The organism is Pseudonocardia sp. TMWB2A (genome assembly GCF_017312135.1).
On sequence record NZ_QKQY01000001.1, the window covers coordinates 2,148,449 to 2,169,610 of the forward strand.

The 21,162-nt window shown below is 59.3% G+C and carries 18 protein-coding genes; 7 read left to right on the forward strand and 11 right to left on the reverse strand.

Features of this window, described 5'->3' with window-relative positions:
• Positions 1 to 4 precede the first annotated feature (4 nt).
• Complete coding sequence (locus DMP17_RS09975; protein WP_337828928.1) at positions 5 to 610, forward strand: ABC-type transport auxiliary lipoprotein family protein; 606 nt, start codon at positions 5 to 7, stop codon at positions 608 to 610.
• 4 nt (positions 611 to 614) lie between these two features.
• Here DMP17_RS09975 and DMP17_RS09980 read toward each other — a convergent pair whose 3' ends face one another.
• The 7 genes from DMP17_RS09980 to DMP17_RS10010 form a co-directional block, all read right to left on the reverse strand.
• Positions 615 to 1,166, reverse strand: coding sequence for a TIGR02391 family protein (locus DMP17_RS09980; protein WP_337828929.1), 552 nt, complete (start codon positions 1,164 to 1,166; stop codon positions 615 to 617).
• Positions 1,147 to 1,815 carry a hypothetical protein gene (locus DMP17_RS09985; RefSeq protein WP_337828930.1) on the reverse strand — a complete coding sequence of 223 codons (669 nt, stop codon included), beginning with the start codon at positions 1,813 to 1,815 and terminating at the stop codon, positions 1,147 to 1,149. The genes DMP17_RS09980 and DMP17_RS09985 overlap by 20 nt, the downstream gene beginning before the upstream one ends.
• A 184-nt stretch (positions 1,816 to 1,999) precedes the next feature.
• Positions 2,000 to 2,557 (reverse strand): hypothetical protein, encoded by a 558-nt coding sequence (locus tag DMP17_RS09990; protein WP_337828931.1) that lies wholly within the window; start codon positions 2,555 to 2,557, stop codon positions 2,000 to 2,002.
• A 130-nt stretch (positions 2,558 to 2,687) separates the two neighbouring features.
• Positions 2,688 to 5,315: an aminopeptidase N gene (pepN, locus tag DMP17_RS09995; RefSeq protein ID WP_337828932.1), complete on the reverse strand. Its 2,628-nt coding sequence runs from the start codon at positions 5,313 to 5,315 to the stop codon at positions 2,688 to 2,690.
• A 446-nt stretch (positions 5,316 to 5,761) separates the two neighbouring features.
• On the reverse strand, positions 5,762 to 6,241 hold the full coding sequence (locus DMP17_RS10000) for a DUF2721 domain-containing protein (RefSeq protein ID WP_337828933.1): 480 nt from the start codon (positions 6,239 to 6,241) through the stop codon (positions 5,762 to 5,764).
• A 17-nt stretch (positions 6,242 to 6,258) separates the two neighbouring features.
• Positions 6,259 to 7,482 (reverse strand): LL-diaminopimelate aminotransferase, encoded by a 1,224-nt coding sequence (locus DMP17_RS10005; protein ID WP_337828934.1) that lies wholly within the window; start codon positions 7,480 to 7,482, stop codon positions 6,259 to 6,261.
• Between the two features lie 46 nt (positions 7,483 to 7,528).
• Positions 7,529 to 8,170 (reverse strand): DUF2306 domain-containing protein, encoded by a 642-nt coding sequence (locus tag DMP17_RS10010; RefSeq protein ID WP_337828935.1) that lies wholly within the window; start codon positions 8,168 to 8,170, stop codon positions 7,529 to 7,531.
• On the opposite strand from DMP17_RS10010, the gene DMP17_RS10015 reads away from it, so the two are divergent.
• The 6 genes from DMP17_RS10015 to DMP17_RS10040 all read left to right on the forward strand — a co-directional run bounded on the left by DMP17_RS10015 (position 8,163) and on the right by DMP17_RS10040 (position 16,069).
• Positions 8,163 to 8,693 carry a hypothetical protein gene (locus DMP17_RS10015; RefSeq protein ID WP_337828936.1) on the forward strand — a complete coding sequence of 177 codons (531 nt, stop codon included), beginning with the start codon at positions 8,163 to 8,165 and terminating at the stop codon, positions 8,691 to 8,693. The two genes, DMP17_RS10010 and DMP17_RS10015, sit on opposite strands and share 8 nt — an antisense overlap.
• Positions 8,694 to 8,738: 45 nt before the next feature.
• Positions 8,739 to 10,580 carry a PHA/PHB synthase family protein gene (locus tag DMP17_RS10020; RefSeq protein WP_337828937.1) on the forward strand — a complete coding sequence of 614 codons (1,842 nt, stop codon included), beginning with the start codon at positions 8,739 to 8,741 and terminating at the stop codon, positions 10,578 to 10,580.
• 227 nt (positions 10,581 to 10,807) lie between these two features.
• On the forward strand, positions 10,808 to 12,301 hold the full coding sequence (locus DMP17_RS10025; RefSeq protein WP_337828938.1) for a DUF2868 domain-containing protein: 1,494 nt from the start codon (positions 10,808 to 10,810) through the stop codon (positions 12,299 to 12,301).
• On the forward strand, positions 12,298 to 13,794 hold the full coding sequence (locus DMP17_RS10030; RefSeq protein WP_337828939.1) for a DUF3482 domain-containing protein: 1,497 nt from the start codon (positions 12,298 to 12,300) through the stop codon (positions 13,792 to 13,794). Before DMP17_RS10025 ends, DMP17_RS10030 begins: the two co-directional genes overlap by 4 nt.
• 229 nt (positions 13,795 to 14,023) lie before the next feature.
• Positions 14,024 to 15,151, forward strand: coding sequence for a histidinol-phosphate transaminase (gene hisC, locus DMP17_RS10035; RefSeq protein ID WP_337828940.1), 1,128 nt, complete (start codon positions 14,024 to 14,026; stop codon positions 15,149 to 15,151).
• 9 nt (positions 15,152 to 15,160) lie between these two features.
• The gene (locus tag DMP17_RS10040) at positions 15,161 to 16,069 is read left to right on the forward strand and encodes a prephenate/arogenate dehydrogenase family protein (RefSeq protein ID WP_337828941.1); all 909 of its coding nucleotides are present in this window, start codon (positions 15,161 to 15,163) and stop codon (positions 16,067 to 16,069) included.
• 485 nt (positions 16,070 to 16,554) lie between these two features.
• Here DMP17_RS10040 and DMP17_RS10045 read toward each other — a convergent pair whose 3' ends face one another.
• The 4 genes from DMP17_RS10045 to DMP17_RS10060 all read right to left on the reverse strand — a co-directional run bounded on the left by DMP17_RS10045 (position 16,555) and on the right by DMP17_RS10060 (position 20,915).
• Positions 16,555 to 17,463 (reverse strand): pirin family protein, encoded by a 909-nt coding sequence (locus tag DMP17_RS10045; protein ID WP_337828942.1) that lies wholly within the window; start codon positions 17,461 to 17,463, stop codon positions 16,555 to 16,557.
• Positions 17,464 to 17,562: 99 nt separating this feature from the next.
• Positions 17,563 to 18,285 (reverse strand): TadE/TadG family type IV pilus assembly protein, encoded by a 723-nt coding sequence (locus DMP17_RS10050; protein WP_337828943.1) that lies wholly within the window; start codon positions 18,283 to 18,285, stop codon positions 17,563 to 17,565.
• 3 nt (positions 18,286 to 18,288) lie between these two features.
• Positions 18,289 to 18,891 carry a TadE/TadG family type IV pilus assembly protein gene (locus tag DMP17_RS10055; RefSeq protein WP_337828944.1) on the reverse strand — a complete coding sequence of 201 codons (603 nt, stop codon included), beginning with the start codon at positions 18,889 to 18,891 and terminating at the stop codon, positions 18,289 to 18,291.
• Positions 18,888 to 20,915, reverse strand: coding sequence for a pilus assembly protein (locus tag DMP17_RS10060; RefSeq protein ID WP_337828945.1), 2,028 nt, complete (start codon positions 20,913 to 20,915; stop codon positions 18,888 to 18,890). The genes DMP17_RS10055 and DMP17_RS10060 overlap by 4 nt, the downstream gene beginning before the upstream one ends.
• Positions 20,916 to 21,162: the final 247 nt, after the last annotated feature.

The window sequence follows — 21,162 nt, forward strand, 5'->3', positions numbered from 1 at the left end:
CGATATGACACAGCTCCCCCGCATCTTCCGCATCGCGCTTCCGGCAACGGCGTCGCTTTTCTTGCTGTCGGCCTGTGGCGGGCTGTTGTCGAGCAAGCCGCCGCGCTACCTGTTCAACCTGACGCCCGCAAGCAAGGTCGCGGCGGGGCGCGTGCAGACCGGTTCGACCGATACCGCCTTCATCGTGTCCACGCCTTCTATCTCGCAAAAACTCGCGACGACGCGCATACCGGTGCAATCGACGACCAATCAGGTCGCCTATCTGGTCGATGCCAAATGGGTCGAAAGCCCGGCCAACCTGTTTCAGGTATTGCTCAGCGAAACCATCACCGCGCGCACGGGTAAGCTGGTCCTCAACGAAGGCGAAACCCCGGCCCGCCCCGGCAACCGCTTGATGGGCGATCTGGTCGATTTCGGCATTGACGAAGCGACCAGCAGCGCGATTGTCACCTATGACGCGGTCATGACCAACGCCAATGGCGAGGTCATCCGCAAGCAACGCTTCACCGCCAGCGAACCGGTCAGCAAAATCACCGCCGACTATGCCGGAGGCGCCCTCAACCGCGCCGCCAACGCCGTCGCCGTGCAGGTCGCCGATTGGGTGGGGTGAGAGGTTATTTGTTAACCACCTCAATATCATGGGCAGCCTTCGCTTTACGTAAAAGATGCTGAGCGAAAACGATCAACTCCAACGCCTGTTCTGGCTCTTCAATCCAGCCAAATTCATGAGTTGTGGGATTTCTGATGCCTAACATTGCTCCGGCAAAGAGACGATGATAGCCTTTCTGTTCATCTATCTGGGAGGATGTGCCTCTCTCTGTCCATTTCAATAGCGGGGAAGTCGGGGAAAAAACTTGCTCCATTAAATTTGTTCCCGAATTTTTTAAGTGAGGGACACGAGACCCAATGTATTTGTCTACTGCCTTATATGCCTCGGCTACACTGAGGTTATAATGTCCAGACATAAACAAATCGGACGACACATCAAAAATCTCCTGTTCAACAATAAGTCTTGCGAAAACACTTGCTGGCTCTGAACCCTCCCCCGTTGGCGATGGCAAGCTCAGCATTCGTGGAGCAGGCAAAGCTAAAACAGCTCGTGCCAAGCCGACTTCCAATAAATATTCTTGTAACTGTTTTATGCCATTAATTATTTTGTGCGTCATATAGATAACGTCTCATGGCTTGAAAAATAGATTCAATTTGATCTGTACCGGCGTCAGCTCCGATATGAACCTGTATATTTATGTTCAAGGGAATTATATCCGGAATAACTTGTTTGCCTTTAGCCCCTTCTTTTTCATTTTTGTCTGAAAATTTAATTTTTTCAGCATTCTGTTTTTTCGAATTATTATTTGATTTCTCTACTGATGAGGTTTTGGGCGCTGTGCGTGGAGCCTCATTCGGCTCAGGACTGGCTAAAAGAAGATAAGTTGCCGCCTTGTTGCCTGCTGCACCTTGCCCAAGCCCTTCATGCAAAAACCACGACACTACTTTTTGACGTTCGGCGTCAGCAGGTGGGGCTATATTGAGTAAACCTTCGGGATACGCGTTTTCAACTATTTCCTTTGATGCTTCGGCGTATGTCTCATCCAACCTCCATCGTTGCGCCAATGGGGTGGCCTTTCCATCATCTGTGAGTATCCCCACAGATTTAAGTTCGCTCAAATACGCCTTAGAAGCAATCTCTTGAACTCCTAGTTGCACGCTTAAAAGTCGCTCATCCACCGTAATATTCGGGGTTCTCTGCAATATAGCGCGCAATCCCCACCATACGGTGCTGGGTATTTGCGGGTAACGAATCTTTTCTGCCATTGTCTATTCCTCCATGTGTAGACCATACAACACGAATTGGAACAAACAAAGAACTAATTATATCAATAAATTCAAATGCCTAATGTGGATACGTCGCACTCGTCGTTATTGAAATGAAATTGCTTACGTGATTCGTCTAATTTCAAGAGGATAGAAAGAGGTGTCTTATTAACAAAATTTCCCGTTAAACCGCCGCTGCGTCCCATTGCATCAGGTTGGTGGCCTGCACATCATTGCGACCCACGGTCGGGTCGGTTTCGGTGAGCAGGATGGAGCCTTTCATCGCGCCCATTTCCAGTGATGCGCTGATAATCACCACTTGGCCTTCCGCGACATTGACGCTGATGTCGGCGGGCTTGGACAGGCTGGTTTTGGCGGTTTCGACATGGATGCTATGGCTGCCGGGGGCGACATCGGCGAGCAGCATCTGGCCCGATTTAATCTGAGCTTTATGGGTGCCGTCGAGCGACACATTCATGCCTTGCAAGGCGGCGACAAAGCCACGGCGCACAATATAGATGCGGCCCTTGCCGGGCACGGTGTTGAACGCCTTGGCGTCGGCTTGGGCTGCGGCATCGGCTTTGGCCGCACCCTTGTTGCTCGACAAAGCCCATACGCAAAAAGCGATCACCCCGCCGATAATGACGATGAACAGGACGAATAATGTGCCTGCGGACATATTTCTGGCGAGCGCCGGACCCATCATCGCGCCGATAATCGCGGCGACCACGATGACGATCATCCACATGCTGTTATTCTTGCTCATCTCAAAAAACCCTCGCTGGCTAAACTAAGATATGTCTCCCCCAAGACGTTAGAACCGCAAGCCTAACGCCCCTTTTTTGACGCGGCAAGCCATGTTGGGCAAAATCCTAGCTTTTCAGGCTCTTGGCGGCTTGTTCATGCACATCTTTGGAGAGGCCCGGGGTGGCAAGAACGCGTTCCAGCGCTGCTTTCATCATCGCCTGCCGTGCGGCATCAAAGCGTTTCCAGCGCCCGAACGGGGGCACCAGCCGCGCGGCGGTTTGCGGATTTTTCGCATCAAGCGCGGCGATCAGATCGGCCAAGAGCGTATAGCCCTTGCCATCGGCGCGGTGGAAACTGCCCTGATTGGCGGCGAACGCCCCGTAAAGCGCGCGCACGCGGTTGGGGTTGGACAAGGTGAAGCTCGGATGCTTGGCCAGCTTCTCGACCGTTTCCGGCACATCGTCGCGCATCGCCAGCACCTGCAACTGATACCATTTGTCGAGAACCAGCGGATTGTCATGATAGCGGTCGTAAAAATCGGCAAAGGCCTGTTCGCGTTCGGGCGCATCGCCATGCGACAGCGCGACCAAAGCCGATTGCCGGTCGGTCATGCCGCTCGCTTGGCTATATTGCCGCCAGCCGAGCGCGCCCGCGTCCGGAACGCCTGCCGCCGTCAGCGCAGAGAGCGCCACGCCGCGCAGCCGCCGCTTGCCCTTGGAGGCCGGGGCCAAGTCCGCCGCATCCGTCTCGGTTGCCTCATGCCAATGCCGCCATTCGTTTTCGAGCGCGCGGCCGATTTCGCCGAGCAAGCCAAGCCGGTTTGCGCGGATGGCCTCGGGCTCAACCTGTTTCAACTGGTCGCCGATAAAGGCTTCGGACGGGAGGATGAGCGCTTCGGCAGCAAAGGCCGGGTCTTGTGTTGCCCCCGCCAGGCTTTGCCGCACCGCCGCAATCACCGGCGCGCTGTCGGCCTCCACGCCATTGATGCGCGCCACGATGGTGTCGAGCATCAACTGTTGCAGCGCCTCATAGCGCGAGAAAGGATCGTCATCATGCGCGGCGAGCCACGCCAATTCTTCGGCATCGCGCGCGGCTTCGACAATTACCGGCGCGGAAAAGCCGCGATTGATCGAGAGGGCTGGCGCGCCGGTAATCCGGCCGAGCGGCACGGTTTTGCTGTCGCTATCAAGCAGGATAAGCTGTTCGGCGGGACTGTCTTCCGCGCCTTCATTGCCGCGATCGAACAGGCGGGTGCGCAAGGGGAGCAGCATCGGCTCCTTCACGTCCTGCCCCGGTGTCGGCGGCACGATTTGCGACAGGATGAGGCTCGCCTCGCCGGTCGTGGCGTCGGTTGCCACGCTCGCCTGCACGCGCGGAGTGCCGGCTTGTTCATACCAGCGGCGGAACAGGCCAAGGTCGATAGCGCCACCTTCCTCCATCGCGCGGACAAAATCCTCGCAGGTCGCCGCTTCGCCGTCATGGCGGTCGAAATAAAGGTCGGTGCCTTTGCGAAAGCCTTGCGGACCCAGCAAGGTCGCCATCATGCGGATGATTTCCGCGCCCTTATTATAGACGGTCGCGGTGTAGAAATTGGAGATTTCCTGATAGCTGTCGGGGCGGATCGGATGCGCCAAGGGCCCCGCATCTTCGGGAAATTGCGCCGCGCGCAGCACGCGCACATCTTCGATGCGTTTGACGGCGGCTGACCCCATATCGGCGGAAAAGCTCTGGTCGCGATAGACGGTAAAGCCTTCTTTGAGCGATAGCTGGAACCAGTCGCGGCAGGTCACGCGATTACCCGACCAATTGTGGAAATATTCATGCGCAACCACCGCCTCGACCCCGTCATAATCGGCATCGGTTGCGGTATCGGGGTCCGCCAAAATATAGCGGGTGTTAAAGATATTGAGGCCCTTATTTTCCATCGCGCCCATGTTGAAATCGCTGACCGCAACAATGTTGAACACCGGCAAATCATATTCGCGGCCATAGACGCGCTCGTCCCACGCCATGCTGTTTTTGAGCGCGGTCATCGCATGATGGGTGCGGTCTTCATCGCCTGCGCGCACATAGATGGCAAGGTCCACATTCTTGCCCGACATGGTGGTAAAGTGATCGCGGTTCGCCACCAGATCGCCCGCGACCAGCGCGAACAAATAGGAAGGCTTGGGCCAAGGGTCGTGCCACACCGCATAATGGCGACCATCGGCAAGATCGCCCGTTTCCTCCAGCGCGCCATTGGAGAGCAGCACCGGAAACGCTTTCTTGTCGCCCTCCATCCGCACGGTATAGACGGCGAGATTATCGGGGCGGTCGATGAAGGGGATGATGCGGCGAAACCCTTCGGCCTCGCATTGCGTGCAAAGCATCCCGTTCGACGCATAAAGCCCCATCAACTGGCTATTCTGGTCGGGATGGAGCGTGGTGGTGAGTTCGATCTGGACGCGGGCCATATCATGCCCGACCGGCACGAAAATCTGGCCATCAACCTGCGTCCATTGCACCGGAAGCCCGTCAACCGCCAGCACATCGGGGAGCGTGCCATCGACATCAAGCCGCACCGGCGCATCCGTTTCCCCGCCTTGCCGCTCCATCGCCAAGGTTGCATGAACCCGCGTTTCTTCAACGCCCAGTTCAAACAATAAATTCACCGTCGCACAGCGCCAGTCGGCTGGGGTGTAATCGGCACGGTTGATGGTGCGGGGTTCTTGCGGCGCGGCAGGCGCTTCGATCTTTTGAACATCTGTGGTCATGGCAAAAGATATAGCAATGCTGACGAGGGAAAATAAGCCTTGTTCGCAGCTTTTATAGCCCAAGCCGGTACGGGTTAGGGACGCCCGAAGCGATTGCGCAGGCGCTGGCGCGGTTGGCGCGCGGCGCATTGCTGTCGCAAAATTCGACCGAACGGATGCGCATGATGCAAGGCGTCAGTCGCGCGGTCGCCAATGCGCATGTTAAATAGGGGCAACTGTAAAAAAATTTCCGTTCGTGCTGAGTAGGGCTTGGCACAAGCCCGTATCGAAGCACCCCGGTTTACGCAAAGGTCCTTCGATACGGGGCTTTGCCCCTACTCAGGACGAACGGGTATTTCCTGTCACTCACCCTCAAACCGATGCGTCACCGCTCCGTCACGCGGTGACGCGCGCGCCACCTTCCCTTTTGAGGGGAGGATGTTAGACGGCGACCAAATCGTCCGGCTTCATTCCTCCTCAAACCGATGCGTCAGCACTTCCTGGCGCACGCGGATGGTTTTGGCGGCGAGGCGGACTTCGTGCAGGAAGGTCGCAAAGGCAGCCGTAATCAGCAGCATGGCGATAATGAACAGGATCGCGATGGCGGGGCCGAGCGGGGGTTCGATGAGGACCGCGAGGAACATCATACACACTACCGCGCACACCGATACCGCGCTCGCGACGGTGAGGAAAATCGCGCTGTTGACGACGCGCATCCGCTTGTCGAGCCGGTTAATCTCCCACACATGGCGGTCATGGGCGGGGCCCGCGACGCTGTTGAACACCATTTCTTCAACGATGCGCGCGCGGTCGATAATGCGGGCGAGGCGCGCCACGCATACATTCAGGAACGCGCCGATCCCCGCCAGCAAAAAGACCGGCGCAATCGCAAGCTGGATGGCTTGCGATACGGTGGTGAGGCTGGGAAGGTCGGGGATCGGGCTCATCGGCAGGGGGCGCTATATTATTTGCCGTCGCCAACCGCCGCCGGAACGGCTGCGGAATTGACGCCCATGGATTGCAAATAGCGTTTCACATTGCGCGCGGCCTGACGGATGCGCTGTTCATTTTCGACCATCGCGATGCGGACAAAGCCTTCGCCCTCTTCGCCATAGCCGACGCCCGCCGCGACCGCGACACCGGCGTGCTGGATAAGCTGTTTTGAAAATTCAAGGCTGCCCATATGTTTCAAGGCTGGCGGCAAGGGCGCCCAGCAGAACATCGAGGCTTTGGACGGAGGAATATCCCATCCGGCGCGGCCAAAGCTTTCGACCAGCACATCGCGGCGCTTCTGGTAGAGATTGCGGTTCGCCTCGACAATATCCTGAGGGCCGTTGATGGCGGCGACGGCGGCAGCCTGCACCGGCGTGAACGCGCCATAATCGAGATAGGATTTGACGCGGGTGAGCGCGGCGATGAGCTGTTTATTCCCCACCGCAAAGCCCATGCGCCACCCGGCCATCGAATAGGTTTTCGACATGGAGGTGAATTCGACCGCGACATCCTTCGCGCCCTTCACCTGCAGGATGGAGGGCGTCGGATTGCCGTCATAATAAAGTTCGGAATAGGCAAGGTCGGAAATGACCCACACCTTATTTTCCTTCGCCCACGCAACCAGCCGTTCATAAAAAGCCAGATCCACCACTTCGGCGGTGGGGTTGGACGGATAGTTGACGATGAGGACCGACGGGCGCGGCACGGTGAAGGCCATCGCGCGGTCGAGCGAGGCCCAGTAATTTTCATCCGGCGTCGTCGGCACCGCGCGGATGGTCGCGCCCGCAATGATGAAGCCGAAGGTGTGGATCGGATAGCTCGGATTGGGCGCAAGGATCACATCGCCGGGGCCGGTGATGGCGGTGGCAAGGCTCGACAGCCCTTCCTTGGACCCCATCGTCACAACCACTTCGCTTTCGGGGTCGAGATCGACGCCGAACCGGCGCGCATAATAGCCGGCTTGTGCTTTTCTGAGGCCCGGAATCCCTTTGGATTGCGAATAGCCATGCGCGTTGGGATTGCGCGCCACTTCGCATAATTTTTCGATCACATGCGGCGGCGGCGGCAGATCGGGGTTGCCCATGCCAAGGTCGATAATGTCCTCACCGCGCGCACGGGCCGCCGCGCGCATCGCATTAACTTCGGCGATGACATAGGGCGGGAGTCGCTTGATGCGGTAAAATTCTTCGGACATGGGACCTTTCCTGTGGGTAAGCGCCGGAAGCGGCGGGAGCGCAGCCTTATCGCACTTTGGGGCGTTGCAAAACCATTATCATGACACATAAGGGCAACATCCATCCGGCCCAGGCATCGAGCGAATAAACAAGGTGATAATCGCGCGCCCGGCCAAAGGCGGCCCAGAGCGCAAGGCCGATGCGGAACACCACCGCGCCCATCGTCACCGCCGCCATCAGCAACATATAATAGCGATGCGCGCGATACTGTTTTTTCCACAGATGATAGAGGCCAAGGCCGAGCAGGCTAAGCCATGTGACGGCTTGCGCGGCAAAGCCTGCACCCGACCATAAGGTCACCGGCTCGAAAAGCGCGACCGGCAGGGCGGTCAGGCCCGACACCAGCACCAGCGCCGCCGTCACTCCGCCCGCCCAGCGATGCGCGGGTCGCCGCCGCAGCGCATAGGTAAGCGGCACCATCAGGAGCACCAGCGCCCCCGTCACCATATGCACGGGAAAGAGGAGCGGCATCGCCTCCATCTTGATGAGCAGGGGTTCGGGAAAATCATCCTGATCGAAAGCCGCGCCAAGACCCTTTGCCGCAACAAGGATTAGATATAGGGTAAGCAGGACCAGAATCACAAAGGTCGCAAGACGTTGGCCCGGCCAGCGGCGTGACCCTGAAGGAGCGGAAGTCGCCATGAACATCTTATCCCATCCTGTTTCGGCTTTGTCGATGCGCGTGTCGATGAACAAGTCGATGCGCGCTTTTGCTATGCGGTCGGGGGCCATCGCGGTTGCGCTGATGGCGCTGGTCGGCAGCGATATTGCGCTTGCCAATCCGTCTTCCACCAGTGTCCATTATGGCCGCTGGACGGTCGATGATCCCGGCGCGCGCTTTTCGGCACGCGGGCGCGATTATAAGACCATCGACATTGCCCCGTGCGGCAAGGATTTTTGCGGCGTCAGCGTCAATGACCAAGGCCGCTGCGGTCCGGTGCTGTTCCGCTTCCTCGCCAAAAACCGCAATGCCGACAATTTGAAGGGGCATGGCCGCTGGGGCAATGCCAAAAAGAAACTCGGCATCAATACTTATAGACTCATCACCAACGACCGGGCCTTCCATCTGACGCTGGGCGACGGTTATGAATATGTTGAACGGTCGGGCAATATGCCGACCTATGAATCGGGTTATCGCCGCACCGGCGCGGCGCGCTGCACCGCCCGCTAAGCCCGCCTGACGCCTGCCCTATACTTCCCCCATTCGAGGACCATCATGACCGACACGCCCGAAATGCCCCCGCTTCCTTCGCTGGAAGATATGCAGCACTGGACTTCGGTCATGGGCCGCGCGCAGCAAATGCTGATGGAATATACGCTCAGCACCTATACGCCGGAAAAGGCGCAGGCGCTGATGGCCGAATGGATGAGCCCCGGCAAATGGCAACAGGCGATAGCCGCCTTCACCCCGCCAAAGAGCCTTACGGTCGATACCGGCGCGGCGACCGATCCGGCGCAATGGATGGAAAGCGCGTCAAGCTTTTGGGCGGACAGCGTCAAAATGTGGCAGCATATGGCCGCAACCGCGACCGCAGGCCTCAACGGGGACACGCCCGCTGCCGAAGAATCCGCCGATAAAAAGCCCGCCGCGCGCGACCGCCGCTTTGCCCATGAAGCATGGGAGAGCCATCCGCTCTATCAATTTATCCGCCAATCCTATCTGGCGCTCGCGCAGCAGATGGAAGCGTCGGTCGATGCGGTGGATGGCCTTGACCCCAAAGCCAAGGAACAGATGCGTTTTGCCACGCGCGGGATTATCGACGCGATGAGCCCGTCCAACTTCGCGCTCACCAATCCGCAGGTGATCGAAGCCACGCTCGCAACGCGCGGCGAAAATCTTTTGAAAGGTCTGGAGCATATGCTCAACGACCTCAAAAAAGGGCAGATGACCCACACCGACCCCAATGCGTTCGAGGTCGGCCGCAATATCGCCGCGACGCCGGGCAAGGTGATTTTCGAAACGCCCTTGTTCCAGCTTGTCCATTATAGCCCGACGACCGACACGGTGCTGGATGTGCCGCTGCTCATCTTCCCGCCCTGGATCAACCGTTTCTATATTCTCGACCTCAACCCCGAAAAAAGCTTTATCAAATGGTGCGTTGACCAAGGTATCAGTACCTTTGTCGTGTCGTGGAAATCAGCGGACACCAGCATGAAAGATGTGGTGTGGGACGATTATATCGCCGCGCAAATGACCGCGATCGACACGGTGCGCGAGGGGCTGGGGGTGAAGCAGGTCCACGCGATCGGCTATTGCGTTGCGGGGACGACCTTGGCGGCGACACTGGCGGTGCTGGCGGCCAAGGGCGAAGAGAAAAAGGTCAAATCCGCGACCTTCTTTACAGCCCAAGTCGATTTTGAGCGGGCGGGCGATTTGAAACTCTTCATTGATGATGCGCAAATGCGGATGATCGAGGCAATGTCGGGTGAGGGCTATCTTGATGGCCGCTATATGGCCGCGACCTTCAATGCGCTTCGCGGCCGTGATCTTATCTGGAATTATGTGGTCAATAATTATCTATTGGGGCAGGATTATCCGCCGTTCGATTTGCTCCACTGGAATGGGGACACGACCAACCTTCCGATCAAATGGCATAAGGATTATCTCGCCGACCTCTATCGCGACAATAAGCTGGTCAAGCCCGGCGCGATGCAGGCCTGCGGAGTGGGTCTGGATTTGAGCAAGGTCAAAACCCCGACCTATGCCCAAGCAGGCCGCGAGGACCATATTGCGCCGCCTGAAAGCGTGTGGCGGATTACCGATAATTTCACCGGGCCGATCACGTTTTTGCTCGCAGGGTCCGGGCATATTGCGGGTGTCGTCAACCCGCCGTCGCAGGGCAAATATCAATATTGGACCAATGCGAAGAAGGTCGAAAGCCTCGAAGATTTCATCGCGGGGGCTGAAGAAACCAAAGGAAGCTGGTGGCCGCACTGGCTCGGCTGGCTCAAGGACCAGTCGGACAAAACCGTCATGGCCCAAGGCGCAAGGGTGCCGGGTAAGGGCAAATTGAAAGCCATAGAGGATGCGCCGGGCCGCTATGTGAAATCGCGGTAGGGGGGCTAGGACTTTCCTATCCATCCCCACGCCCCGTCATTGCGAGGAGCGGAGCGACGACGCAATCCAGTGTTGCGCAAAGCTGCTCAGGATTGCCGTATTTCCCCTTCTACACGGATAAGATGCAAACTCTGTGCGTTATGCTGCCATGCGGCTTGCACAGGCGTGTGCGAGACGGCATCACTAGGTGCGGCATTATCCGCGCCGCATAGGGAGTATCGTCGAGCGTGAACGAAGCGCAAGCCCGTCAATTTCTGCTCGTGCGCAGTATCGAGAGCGAGGATCGCGATGGCGTGTTGCTCACCCGCGAGGACCGCGCGCAGGCCGATCAGGCGGGGCGTAGCGGCGGCACGCGCGACTATCTCGCGCGGCGTAGCGAATTTGCCGCGGTGCGCTTGGAAACCCGCCATCCGCGCGTCGCCGATGTGCTGCGTTATGCGCGCTGGCCAAGCTGGCTCGGCTGGCTGGTGCCGGTGGCGGCGCTTCTGGTTGGCTTTGCCAGCAATGAAATGGGCAGCAGCAAACAGATGAACATCATCGCCTTCCCGCTGGTCGGCATGTTTGCGTGGAATTTTGCGGTCTATTTGGGGATAATCGGCGCAGGGATAGTAGGTCTCGCACGCGGCGGGGTGACTGGTGGAGCCAAAGGGCAAGGTTTCCTCGCCCGGCTGGTGAGCGGCATTGCTCGCCGCGCCGCTGACCGGATGCGCAGGCAGGACGGCATGGGCCGCGCGCTCGCAAGCTTTTTGGGCGAATGGAATAGCGCGTCGGCCAAGCTCACCGCGGCGCGGGGCGCGCGCACCCTGCATCTGGGCGCGGCTTTGTTCGCGGTTGGCGTCATCGGCGGGCTGTATCTGCGCGCGCTCGGCATCGAATATCGCGCCGGATGGGAAAGCACCTTCCTTGGGCCCGAGGCGGTGCATCGCATCATCAGCCTGTTGCTGGGGCCTGCGAGCAGCCTCACCGGTGTCCCGCTCCCCGATGCAGCGCATATCGCGAACCTTCGTTGGAGCGCAGGCAGCAGCGGCGAAAATGCCGGGCCGTGGATCCATCTTTATGCCGCCAGCGCCGCATTGTTCGTGATCGCCCCGCGCTTGGTTCTCGCAAGCTGGAATGCAGCAAAGGCATGGCGGCTCGCGCATCATTTCCCTGTGCCGGGGCGCGAGGATTTTTATGTGCGGCGCTTGCTGCGTAGTATCGAAGGCGGCGCAGGCGTGGTGCGGATCACGCCCTATGCCTATCGCCCGTCCGATGAAACCATTACGCGCCTCACCCGCCTTGTCCGCGCGGCTTTTGGTGATGGCGCACGGGTCGAAATCGACAGCGCGGTCGATTATGGCGCGGAGGAAGAATGGCTGGAAAGTGCAGGTTTTGCGCCCGAAACCGACCATCATCTGCTGCTGTTCAATCTCGCCTCGACCCCCGAAGCGGAAAATCACGGGGTGTTTGCGCGCGGGGTCACGGAGCAGATCAAGACAGCCAAAAGCGGGACTTCGACCGCCGCTTTGCTCGACGAAAGCAGCTATCGCGCGCGTTTGGGCGCGCAATCGGATAGCGATGCGCGCCTCACTGCCCGCCGCTCGGCATGGGAGGATATGCTGCACGGTGCGGGCGCCCCTGTCTTTGCCGCCGACCTTGAAGGCGAGGAGGAAAATGCGCTCGTCAAACGGCTGGAGGCCGCCTTTGCGCGCGATGCGGCGATGCAGGAGATGCGCCGGTGAATGACGTCATGACGGATAAGGACACGGGCAGCATGATGGAGCCGGTCGCCCCCGGCGGCACCACAGTCAATCTCAGCCTGATTTCGCACACCAATGCGGGCAAAACCACGCTCGCGCGCACTTTGTTGGGCCGTGATGTCGGCGAGGTGCGCGATGCGGCGCATGTCACCGATGTCGCGACCGGCTATGTGCTGGTGCAGGCGGGCGGCGACACGATGATGTTGTGGGATACGCCGGGCTTTGGCGATACGTCGCGGCTTCTAAAGCGGCTGCGCATGAGCGGCAATCCGGTCGGCTGGCTGCTCACCCAGGTCTGGGACCGGTGGAAAGAGCGGCCCTTATGGTCGAGCCAGCAGGCGGTCAAAAATGCGCGCGATAATGCCGATATCATCCTCTATCTCGTCAATGCGGCGGAGGATCCGGCGGGCGCGGCCTATGTGCCGCTCGAAATGGAAGTGCTGGACTGGATCGGCAAGCCGGTCATCCTGCTCTTGAACCAAATGGGCCCGCCGCGCGGCGATACGGGCGATGAAGTGCGGCGCTGGCAGGAGCATCTGCGGCCGTTCGCGGTGGTCAAAGGCGCGATGCCGTTGGACGCTTTTGCGCGCTGCTGGGTGCAGGAAGGGCAGTTGTTCGATGCGATTGCGCCGCTCTTGCCCCCCGACAAACGCCCCGCAATGGACCGGCTGACCGGCGCGTGGCAGCGGCTCAATCTTGACCGGTTTGTCGCGTCGATGGCGGTGCTGGCCAAGGCGCTCATCGCCGCCGCGCGCGACCGCGAACCGGTGGTCGGGCGTAAATTATTGGGCCAACTAACCGACATGCTGCGCGGCAGCGGCGAGGGGCAAGCGGAGACCCGCGCGGCGATGGCGAAACTCGCCGAACGGGCGGAAAGCGCCACACTCGAATCGACCGAAGCCCTCATCCGCCTCCACGGCCTCACCGGCAAGGCAACGCGGCAGGTGCTCGAACGGCTGGGCAAGGATTACCTGAATAGCGAGCCTGCGCATGAAGGTTTTGCAGCCATGCTCGGCGGTCTGATGTCCGGCGCGGTGAGCGGGCTTGCCGCCGATGTAGCGGCGGGCGGCCTGACCCTGGGCGGCGGGATGATCGTCGGCGGCATATTGGGCGCATTGGGCGCAGGCACGCTCGCGCGCGGCTATAATCTGGTGCGCGGGCAGGATGGCGCGTCGGTCAGTTGGTCCGACGAATTTTTCGCAGGATTGGTGCGCGCCGAACTGCTGCGCTATCTCGCCGTCGCCCATTTCGGACGCGGGCGCGGCGATTATACACCAAGCGAACATCCCGCTTACTGGCAGGAAGCCGTGGCAACGGTGGTCGACGCGCATAAGGGCGAAGTTGTGGCGCTGCTCCATCAGGCGCGCGAGGGCGATGCGGGGGTTGAGGGTAAGGCCGAAGCGTTACTGACCAAGCTGGCGCGGGCGTTGTTGGAGAAGCTCTATCCGGAGGCGGCGGGGGTTTTCAATAGCTGAACCCCTCCCGCGAGCGGGAGGGGCAACGGAGCCTTAGGAATTTGAAGCGAAGCGAAAATTCTTAGGCGGAGTCGGGGAGGGCTTTGGTTTAAGCTGAGGCGGACTGGATAGTTGACAGGCCCTCCCCCAACCCCTCCCTGAAGGGAGGGGAGATTATGTTGCGCTCTCCTCCCCCCCCCCAACAAACCCCCTTTGCCTACGCGCTTGCATCCGATACAGCGCAGCCATTATGACTGACAGCATCTCCAACCTTCCCTTCCCTTCCGCGCCTCAGGCCAAGCAATGGATTCAGGACATTGCGCCTTATGTCCCCGGCAAGGCCAAATCGGATGACGGGCGGGCGCTCATCAAATTGTCGGCGAATGAAAATCCGCTTGGCACCAGCGCGAAAGCGCGCGCGGCGTTTGCCGAGGCGGAACAGGATCTGGCGCGCTATCCCGACCCCGGCGCATCCGGCCTGCGCGAGGCGTTGGCGGCCAAATATGGCCTTGACCCCGCGCGCATCATCTATGGCACCGGTTCGGACGAGTTGCTGCATATGGCAGCGTCCGCCTTTGCTGGTCCGGGCGATGAAATCTTGTTCATGCAATATGGCTTTGCGGTCTATGAAATCGCTACCCGTCGCGTCGGTGCTACCCCCATTGAAGTCCCGGCCAAAGACTATGCCACCGATGTCGATGGCCTGCTTGCCGCCGTTACCGAACGCACTAAGGTTGTTTATGTCGCCAACCCCAATAACCCGACCGGCACGCTTGCCAGCCGCGCGGAGATTGCGCGGCTCCATGCCGGATTGCGCCCCGATATCCTGTTCGTGCTCGATCAGGCCTATGCCGAATATCTGGAGCCGCAAGAAGAGGATGGCGGGCTTGCGCTTGCCGAAAATGCGGCCAATGTGCTGGTCACACGCACCTTTTCCAAAATTTACGGGCTGGCCGCCGAACGCATTGGCTGGGGCTATGCGAGCGCGGATATTATCGCAATGCTGCACCGCATCCGCGCGCCGTTCAATGTGACGACCTGCGGGCAGGCGGCGGCGGTTGCGGCGCTGGGCGACGATGATTTTGTCGATGCCAGCCGCGCGCATAATGCCGAATGGCTGGGCTTTTTGGCGCAGGAAATGGAAGCGCTCGGCAATCAAGGTGTGCGCGTCGTGCCTTCGGCCTGCAATTTCCTGCTGGTGCTGTTTGAAGGCAATGTGTCGGCGGAAAGCGTCTATAATGGCCTGATGCAGCGCGGCTATATTGTGCGCTGGTTGCCGGGGCAGGGCTTAGGCCAAGGCCTGCGCATCACCATCGGCACCGAAGAGGAAACGCGCGGGGTTGCCGCCGCGATCCGCGACCTTGTGACCGGCGGGTAAGGCGAAGCGATGCTCCCTTTTTCGCGGGTTGCGATTATCGGGCTGGGCCTGATCGGATCGTCTGTCGCGCGGGCGATCCGCGCCGCGATGCCGACCGTGCATCTGACCGGCCATGACGGGTCGGCAGAGGTGCGCGACATCGCGCGCCGCCTTGACCTGTGCGACGATGTGACCGACCAGCCCGGCACGGCGGTGATCGACGCCGACCTTGTGATCCTGTGCGTCCCCGTCGGCGCGATGGGCGAAGCGGCGGCAGCGATCGCCAAGGACTTGCCCGTAGGCGCGGTAGTGTCCGATGTTGGCTCGTCCAAGGCGAGCGTGATGACCGCCTTGCAGGCTGTGCTTCCGGGCCACACCATCATCCCCGCGCATCCGGTGGCCGGCACCGAAAATAGCGGGCCGGAAGCGGGCTTTGCCTCGCTGTTCAAAGGGCGCTGGTGCATCTTAACGCCGCCCACCGGAGCCGATCCGGTGGCGGTTGAAAGGCTTTCGTCTTTCTGGACCGCGCTGGGGGCAGAAGTCGAGATAATGGACGCAGCCCACCATGATCTGGTGCTGGCGGTGACGAGCCATTTACCGCACCTTATCGCCTATACGATTGTCGGCACCGCTTCGGACCTTGAAAGCGTGACCCAAAGCGAGGTCATCAAATATTCCGCAGGGGGTTTTCGTGATTTCACCCGCATCGCCGCGTCCGACCCGACCATGTGGCGCGATGTATTTTTGAATAATAAGGATGCGGTCTTGGAAATGCTGCAACGCTTTTCCGAGGATTTAAGTGCGCTGCAACGCGCGATCCGCTGGGATGATGGCGACGCGCTGTTCGACCTCTTCACCCGCACCCGCGCAATCCGCCGCTCGATTATCGAGCAGGGTCAGGACGACGCCGCACCGGATTTCGGGCGCAGTCACGGGTAGGAAGTTGCGATAAGGCTGCACGCCACTCCTTCTCCCTTGATGGGAGAAGGATATGGAGCCTTATCGAACGCAAGTGAGATTAGGCGGAATTGGATGAGGGTGATCTCTCCGTCTTACGCTGTGCTTGGCTGAGAACACACCCTCATCCAACTGCGCCTAATTCGCTACGCTCATAAGGCTCCATATCCTTCCCCCATCAAGGGGGAAGGAGTTAGCGCATCATTCCTGTACTTTCTCCGCTGTCCTACACTTTACCCGCGCGCCATCCTCTGCTGTTTTCATATTAGACAGGACAGGTCATGCAGCCCCACGCGCCGCGCATCCCGAACCGCACCTTCACCCCCATATCTTGTGCCACGACCCTCCTACAAAAAAGGGCGATAAGCCCGAACTTTGCGAAGTTAAGAGGGTGTTTTTGGCAGAAATCTACCGCTTTACCCGTGCAACACAAGATATGGTGGGTGCGGCCCTTTGGCGGGGGCGGTTCAACTCATCGCGGGCGGTTCAGGGCGGGGATCGGGCAAGGGGATATATTCTTCATCATCACCGACCGGCAATTTCATCCGGCCTTGCCGCCAATCCTCCTTGGCCTGTTCAAGCCGCTCCTTGGACGACGACACGAAATTCCAGAACATGAAGCGTTCGCCAATCGGTTCACCGCCGAGCGCCATCACGGTGGCCGCATCATCGGCGACGACGCGCACATCGGCGCCGGGGTTCAGCACTGCCATTTGGCCGGTGAGCAGGCGATGCCCGTCCACCTCTGCGCTGCCGCGCGCGACATATATGGCGCGTTCGGGATGTTCGGCGGTGAGCGTCGCACCCGCGCCCGTATCCATATCCCAATGGATATAGAAAAGCGGCGAATGGGTTTTGACCGCCGCCGACATCCCCATAGCGGACCCCGCAATCAGCCGCCCGCGCACGCCCGCTTCGTCCCAGGTCGGCAAATCCGCACCTTCATGATGGTGAAAGCTCGGGTCGGTTTCCTCATCCTCGACCGGCAGCGCGACCCATGCCTGTATGCCGTGCATATGCGCCCCGTGCGCGCGCGCATATTCGAACCGTTCGCTATGGGTGATGCCGCTCCCGGCGGTCATCCAATTGACCTCGCCCGGCTTGATTTCCTGCGCATAGCCCAAACTGTCGCGGTGGGTCATCGCGCCATCATAAAGATAGGTGACGGTGGAAAGACCGATATGCGGATGCGGACGCACGTCCAGCTGGCGCGGGATGCCGGGGGCGAGATCGACCGGCCCCATATGGTCAAAGAAAGTGAACGGCCCGACCATCCGCCGCGCATGGAAGGGCAGCACGCGCCCCACTTCAAACCCGCCGCCAAGGTCGTGCGGGCGCTTGTCGATGATGCGGTCGATGGACGAGGGACGGGTCATGGAAAGACTCCTTGTGGGGCCAGTTGTGGAGATAGGGGAGGCTTTGTTATCGCGCGAAAATGCCCGTCCGGCAAGGCGCGAGAATCGGGCGGGCGCGCTTCAGGAACAGGTGCGCGAGACTTCGCCTGCCGCCGGATACACCCTTGTCAGATCACGGTTTTCACGCACCGGAAAGGCCGAGGTGTAAGACAGGATATTCGCATCGCTGAGCGCGCTCCAAAAGCCGATGACCGGCTTATATTGATACTGGATTTGCGCGACCATCACCGCATAGCCTTGCGCTGCGCGGATTTGCGTGGTGCCGGTTCCCATGCCTCCAAAAGCGGTGCCGCTCGCGCCATCGCCCTCACGACCCAAGGTCGATTGATAGCCGGTCTTGCCGCCGATACAGCGTTGCCAGGCAATCCATTGCCCGCCTTGCGCATTAACCTGAAGGCTCGACAGGATGATGCGGCTGCGGTTCTGGAAATCCTGCGATGCGCCCTGTGCGATCGCGCCTTCCAGCACATCGTTGAGCATCGCTTCGTTAATCTGCTTGCCCGCAAGCGGATTGCCTTCGCCAAGCCGCGAGGCGCTGTCGGCAAGATTGACCGCTATCTTGCTCACCGCCATGCGCGACAGCGCATAATTGGCCAGCTCCAGCCCACCGAAACAGAGGAGGAGGAACAAGGGCAGGATAAGCCCGAATTCGATAAAGGCGAGCCCCTGTTCGGACACACCGAGGCGCGCGAGCATCTTCCGTGCGCGGCGATGCAAAGCCCGCGCGGGCTGGTGCGGAACGGAAAGGATGCGGGCAGGGATTGTCATCGGCGTCTCATTCATCCCTTAAGTGCAAACCGGCTCGGTCGAGGCTTTGGTCTGGCGGCCATAAGGCTGGTTCACCATCGTGGTCGACGATTGCAATGTCACCGCATTGCTCCAGCCGAGCCAGGCATAAAGCGGGAACAGCCGGTCATAGGTGACATCGACCTTATATCGGACGACTTCGGCGGCACGGCCTTGTCCGTCATTGCCGCGCACACTGTCCCAGCGGCCATTGCTGTTCGAATCGATGAAACATTCGCCCGGATCGCGCACGCCGTTGACGATCTTGTTATCGGTAAAGTCTTCCGGACGCCCGACCGAGCGGAAATCGGCATAAGCGCGCCGGTTAAACACGAGTTGCGCATTGGGGACGACATCGCGCACGCGCTGCGTCACCATCGCGTCGATTTGCGCGCCCGCGCCGGGGCCGCTTTCAAGGCCGGAATCGCGCCCTGCCTGATCCATCGCGCCATTGAGGACAGTGGCGACATATTGCTGATAGCCAAGCTCCAATGTTCCCATGATGAGCAGCAGCGCAATCGGTGCGACCAGCGCAAATTCGACCACCGTGGCCCCGCTTTGGTCGCCGCGCAGCGCGCGGGGGATAGAGAATGAAGGCTTCACCGGCTCACCCGCAATCCGCCAATCTGGCTGGCAATATCCTTGAAGGCATCTTCCAGTTCGCGCGAATTCTGGGCCTGATAAGCGCGCCCGCCGGTCGAACAATTTTCCAAAAGCGGCGTCAATGTGGTGCCGAATGCGACCACCCAGATGGTGAGGTTCTTCGCCTTGGCCGCTTCGCACAGCAATGCAAAACGGTTCGACACAACATCATTCATCATCTGGTCGGTGAGATAGGTGTCATACGGCGTGCGCCGCCGCATAATCTGTTCCAGACTATAGCTGGTATAGCTCATATGCTTGGTATCCACCTGACCGTCGGTCATCAGGATCAAATGGCGGCCAATCGGGCGGGTGGAATCGGCCGCGACATTTTCGGAAGCAAAAATACCGTCCGCAACCAGAAAACGCGCGCCCCACAAAAGGCCGATATCGGGATAGGTGTCGCCGCCAAGGGTGAGTCCGTTCAAATAGGTATCGAGGGCACCCGATGTCAGCGCGGCCAGCTTTTTGGCTGGGGCCGGGCAGTTGGCATAATAGCCGTCATTATAATAAGCGGCATTGGCATAATATTGATATTGGGTGATGACCTCGTCGGTCGTCATATTGTCATAGGTGCCGACTTCACCATTGCGGTGACGCGCAAACACCAGTTGCGGAAGCGCAGGGCCCCACAAACTATCCGGGCGCGCGGCGTCGGGGACCAGCGAAATATCCATATCCAGCGCCTCGGACGGAATGGAATTTGCGGGAATGAGGCCACCGCCAAAACGGGTGGTTTTGCGTTCTTCGATACAGCCATTCCATTTGACGGCCAGATTGACGCGGTTCGTATCGATCGGCCAGCTTCTCACCTTTGTTTCGCGGCCAGCTTTATTTCCGGCAAAGCCGGTGAAGCCGCTCACATCATAATCTATGTTTTTATAGTCCCAATAATAAACGGTTTTCAGACCGCCTTTGACGGGCTTGCGGATGATGCCGCGATGCTTGATCACGCCGTCATAATTATCGCGATGGACGACACATATGCCGTTGCTGTTGGTCCAAACAGAATATTTGCTGCCAAAGAAATAGAGATCTTCCTCATAATAGGCCCACACATCGCCATTCGGCTGGGTTTCGAGCCGGTCCGGGGTCTTGTTGCGATATTCTTCGCGATAATTTTCTACCGGTGCCTTACATTGCTCAGGCGGCAGCTCGGTTTGCGTTTTCTGGACCGAATTGGTCCAACGCACCGGAACCGCAGGGTCTTCAATCCATTGATAGCCGTCGCTGGCCTGCTCCTGCCGCTCCAGACTGACACGCGAGGGATAGACCCAGTTTCTGGCCATCCATTCGGGCTTCAACGAGTCGCCGACATTGACGTTGGTGGCAAAGGGCATGAAGCCATAGCGCACCTTGGTATCGGTCTGCCGCGCCGCTTCCATCGTTGCGAAAAAGCTTTTGACCGCAACCTTGAGACCGGCAATGCGCGGTCCCGGATCGCCGCTATTGGTTTCATTCATCGACGCGGTCGTATCAAGCACGAACATCACATCGGTGTCCGACAAATTCATGCGCGCGCCGCAATTGGCTTCAAAGCTGAAATTGGTGAAGCCGAAAATATACATGAGCGAAGTGTCGAGCTTGGCTTTGGCCACGCCCAACACTTCGTCAGTGCCATTTTGCGTCGCGGCGAACGACACATCGCGCGCATTGGGTTCGCTGAGCTTGAAGTTGAAATTGAAATAGCGTTCGGCTTCGGCTTTGGCGGCATCCGAAAGGCTGGTCCCGACCTGCGCGCGGCGCGCGGCCAGCACGGCAGCGTCACAGCTTTGCTGGAGCCGGGTTTTGGCAAAATAGCCGCGCCCCATATCGATCCCCGCCCCAATCATGCCGAGCAAAGGCAGCAAGGCCATCGCCATAATCATCATCGTATTGCCCGACCGGTCGGCAAACAGGCGGCGCAGCGGGCGCATCAACCCTGCACCAAGCGTGCGGGGATGGGCTTTCGGAAATGTCAGGGCGGAGCGCCGCTTTTTGGTCATTACACATACTCGCCGGCGGCCCGGTTTGCTGATGCCGGACACAACCTCTAACTAAGGTGAATCCGGAGTCTATCTATCGGAGAACAGCTAATAAATTGTTGATGCGGCGGGTTTGGGACCGGTGTCAAAAGCGGGACAATTTGGGCGACAAAACACCTCGAATATCCCGCATTTGCAGGGCTCCCCGCTCTTTTCGCGACGGGTCATTGATAGAGGTGTTTATGTAAAATCTTGCAAGGACTTAGCC

Coding starts and splice junctions, on each gene's coding strand:
- DMP17_RS09975 (WP_337828928.1), top strand. CDS start 5: ATGACACAGCTCCCCCGCATCTTCCGCATCGCGCTTCCGGCAACGGCG.
- DMP17_RS09980 (WP_337828929.1), bottom strand. CDS start 1,166: ATGACGCACAAAATAATTAATGGCATAAAACAGTTACAAGAATATTTA.
- DMP17_RS09985 (WP_337828930.1), bottom strand. CDS start 1,815: ATGGCAGAAAAGATTCGTTACCCGCAAATACCCAGCACCGTATGGTGG.
- DMP17_RS09990 (WP_337828931.1), bottom strand. CDS start 2,557: ATGATCGTCATCGTGGTCGCCGCGATTATCGGCGCGATGATGGGTCCG.
- pepN (WP_337828932.1), bottom strand. CDS start 5,315: ATGACCACAGATGTTCAAAAGATCGAAGCGCCTGCCGCGCCGCAAGAA.
- DMP17_RS10000 (WP_337828933.1), bottom strand. CDS start 6,241: ATGAGCCCGATCCCCGACCTTCCCAGCCTCACCACCGTATCGCAAGCC.
- DMP17_RS10005 (WP_337828934.1), bottom strand. CDS start 7,482: ATGTCCGAAGAATTTTACCGCATCAAGCGACTCCCGCCCTATGTCATC.
- DMP17_RS10015 (WP_337828936.1), top strand. CDS start 8,163: ATGAACATCTTATCCCATCCTGTTTCGGCTTTGTCGATGCGCGTGTCG.
- DMP17_RS10010 (WP_337828935.1), bottom strand. CDS start 8,170: ATGTTCATGGCGACTTCCGCTCCTTCAGGGTCACGCCGCTGGCCGGGC.
- DMP17_RS10020 (WP_337828937.1), top strand. CDS start 8,739: ATGACCGACACGCCCGAAATGCCCCCGCTTCCTTCGCTGGAAGATATG.
- hisC (WP_337828940.1), top strand. CDS start 14,024: ATGACTGACAGCATCTCCAACCTTCCCTTCCCTTCCGCGCCTCAGGCC.
- DMP17_RS10040 (WP_337828941.1), top strand. CDS start 15,161: ATGCTCCCTTTTTCGCGGGTTGCGATTATCGGGCTGGGCCTGATCGGA.
- DMP17_RS10045 (WP_337828942.1), bottom strand. CDS start 17,463: ATGACCCGTCCCTCGTCCATCGACCGCATCATCGACAAGCGCCCGCAC.
- DMP17_RS10050 (WP_337828943.1), bottom strand. CDS start 18,285: ATGAATGAGACGCCGATGACAATCCCTGCCCGCATCCTTTCCGTTCCG.
- DMP17_RS10060 (WP_337828945.1), bottom strand. CDS start 20,915: ATGACCAAAAAGCGGCGCTCCGCCCTGACATTTCCGAAAGCCCATCCC.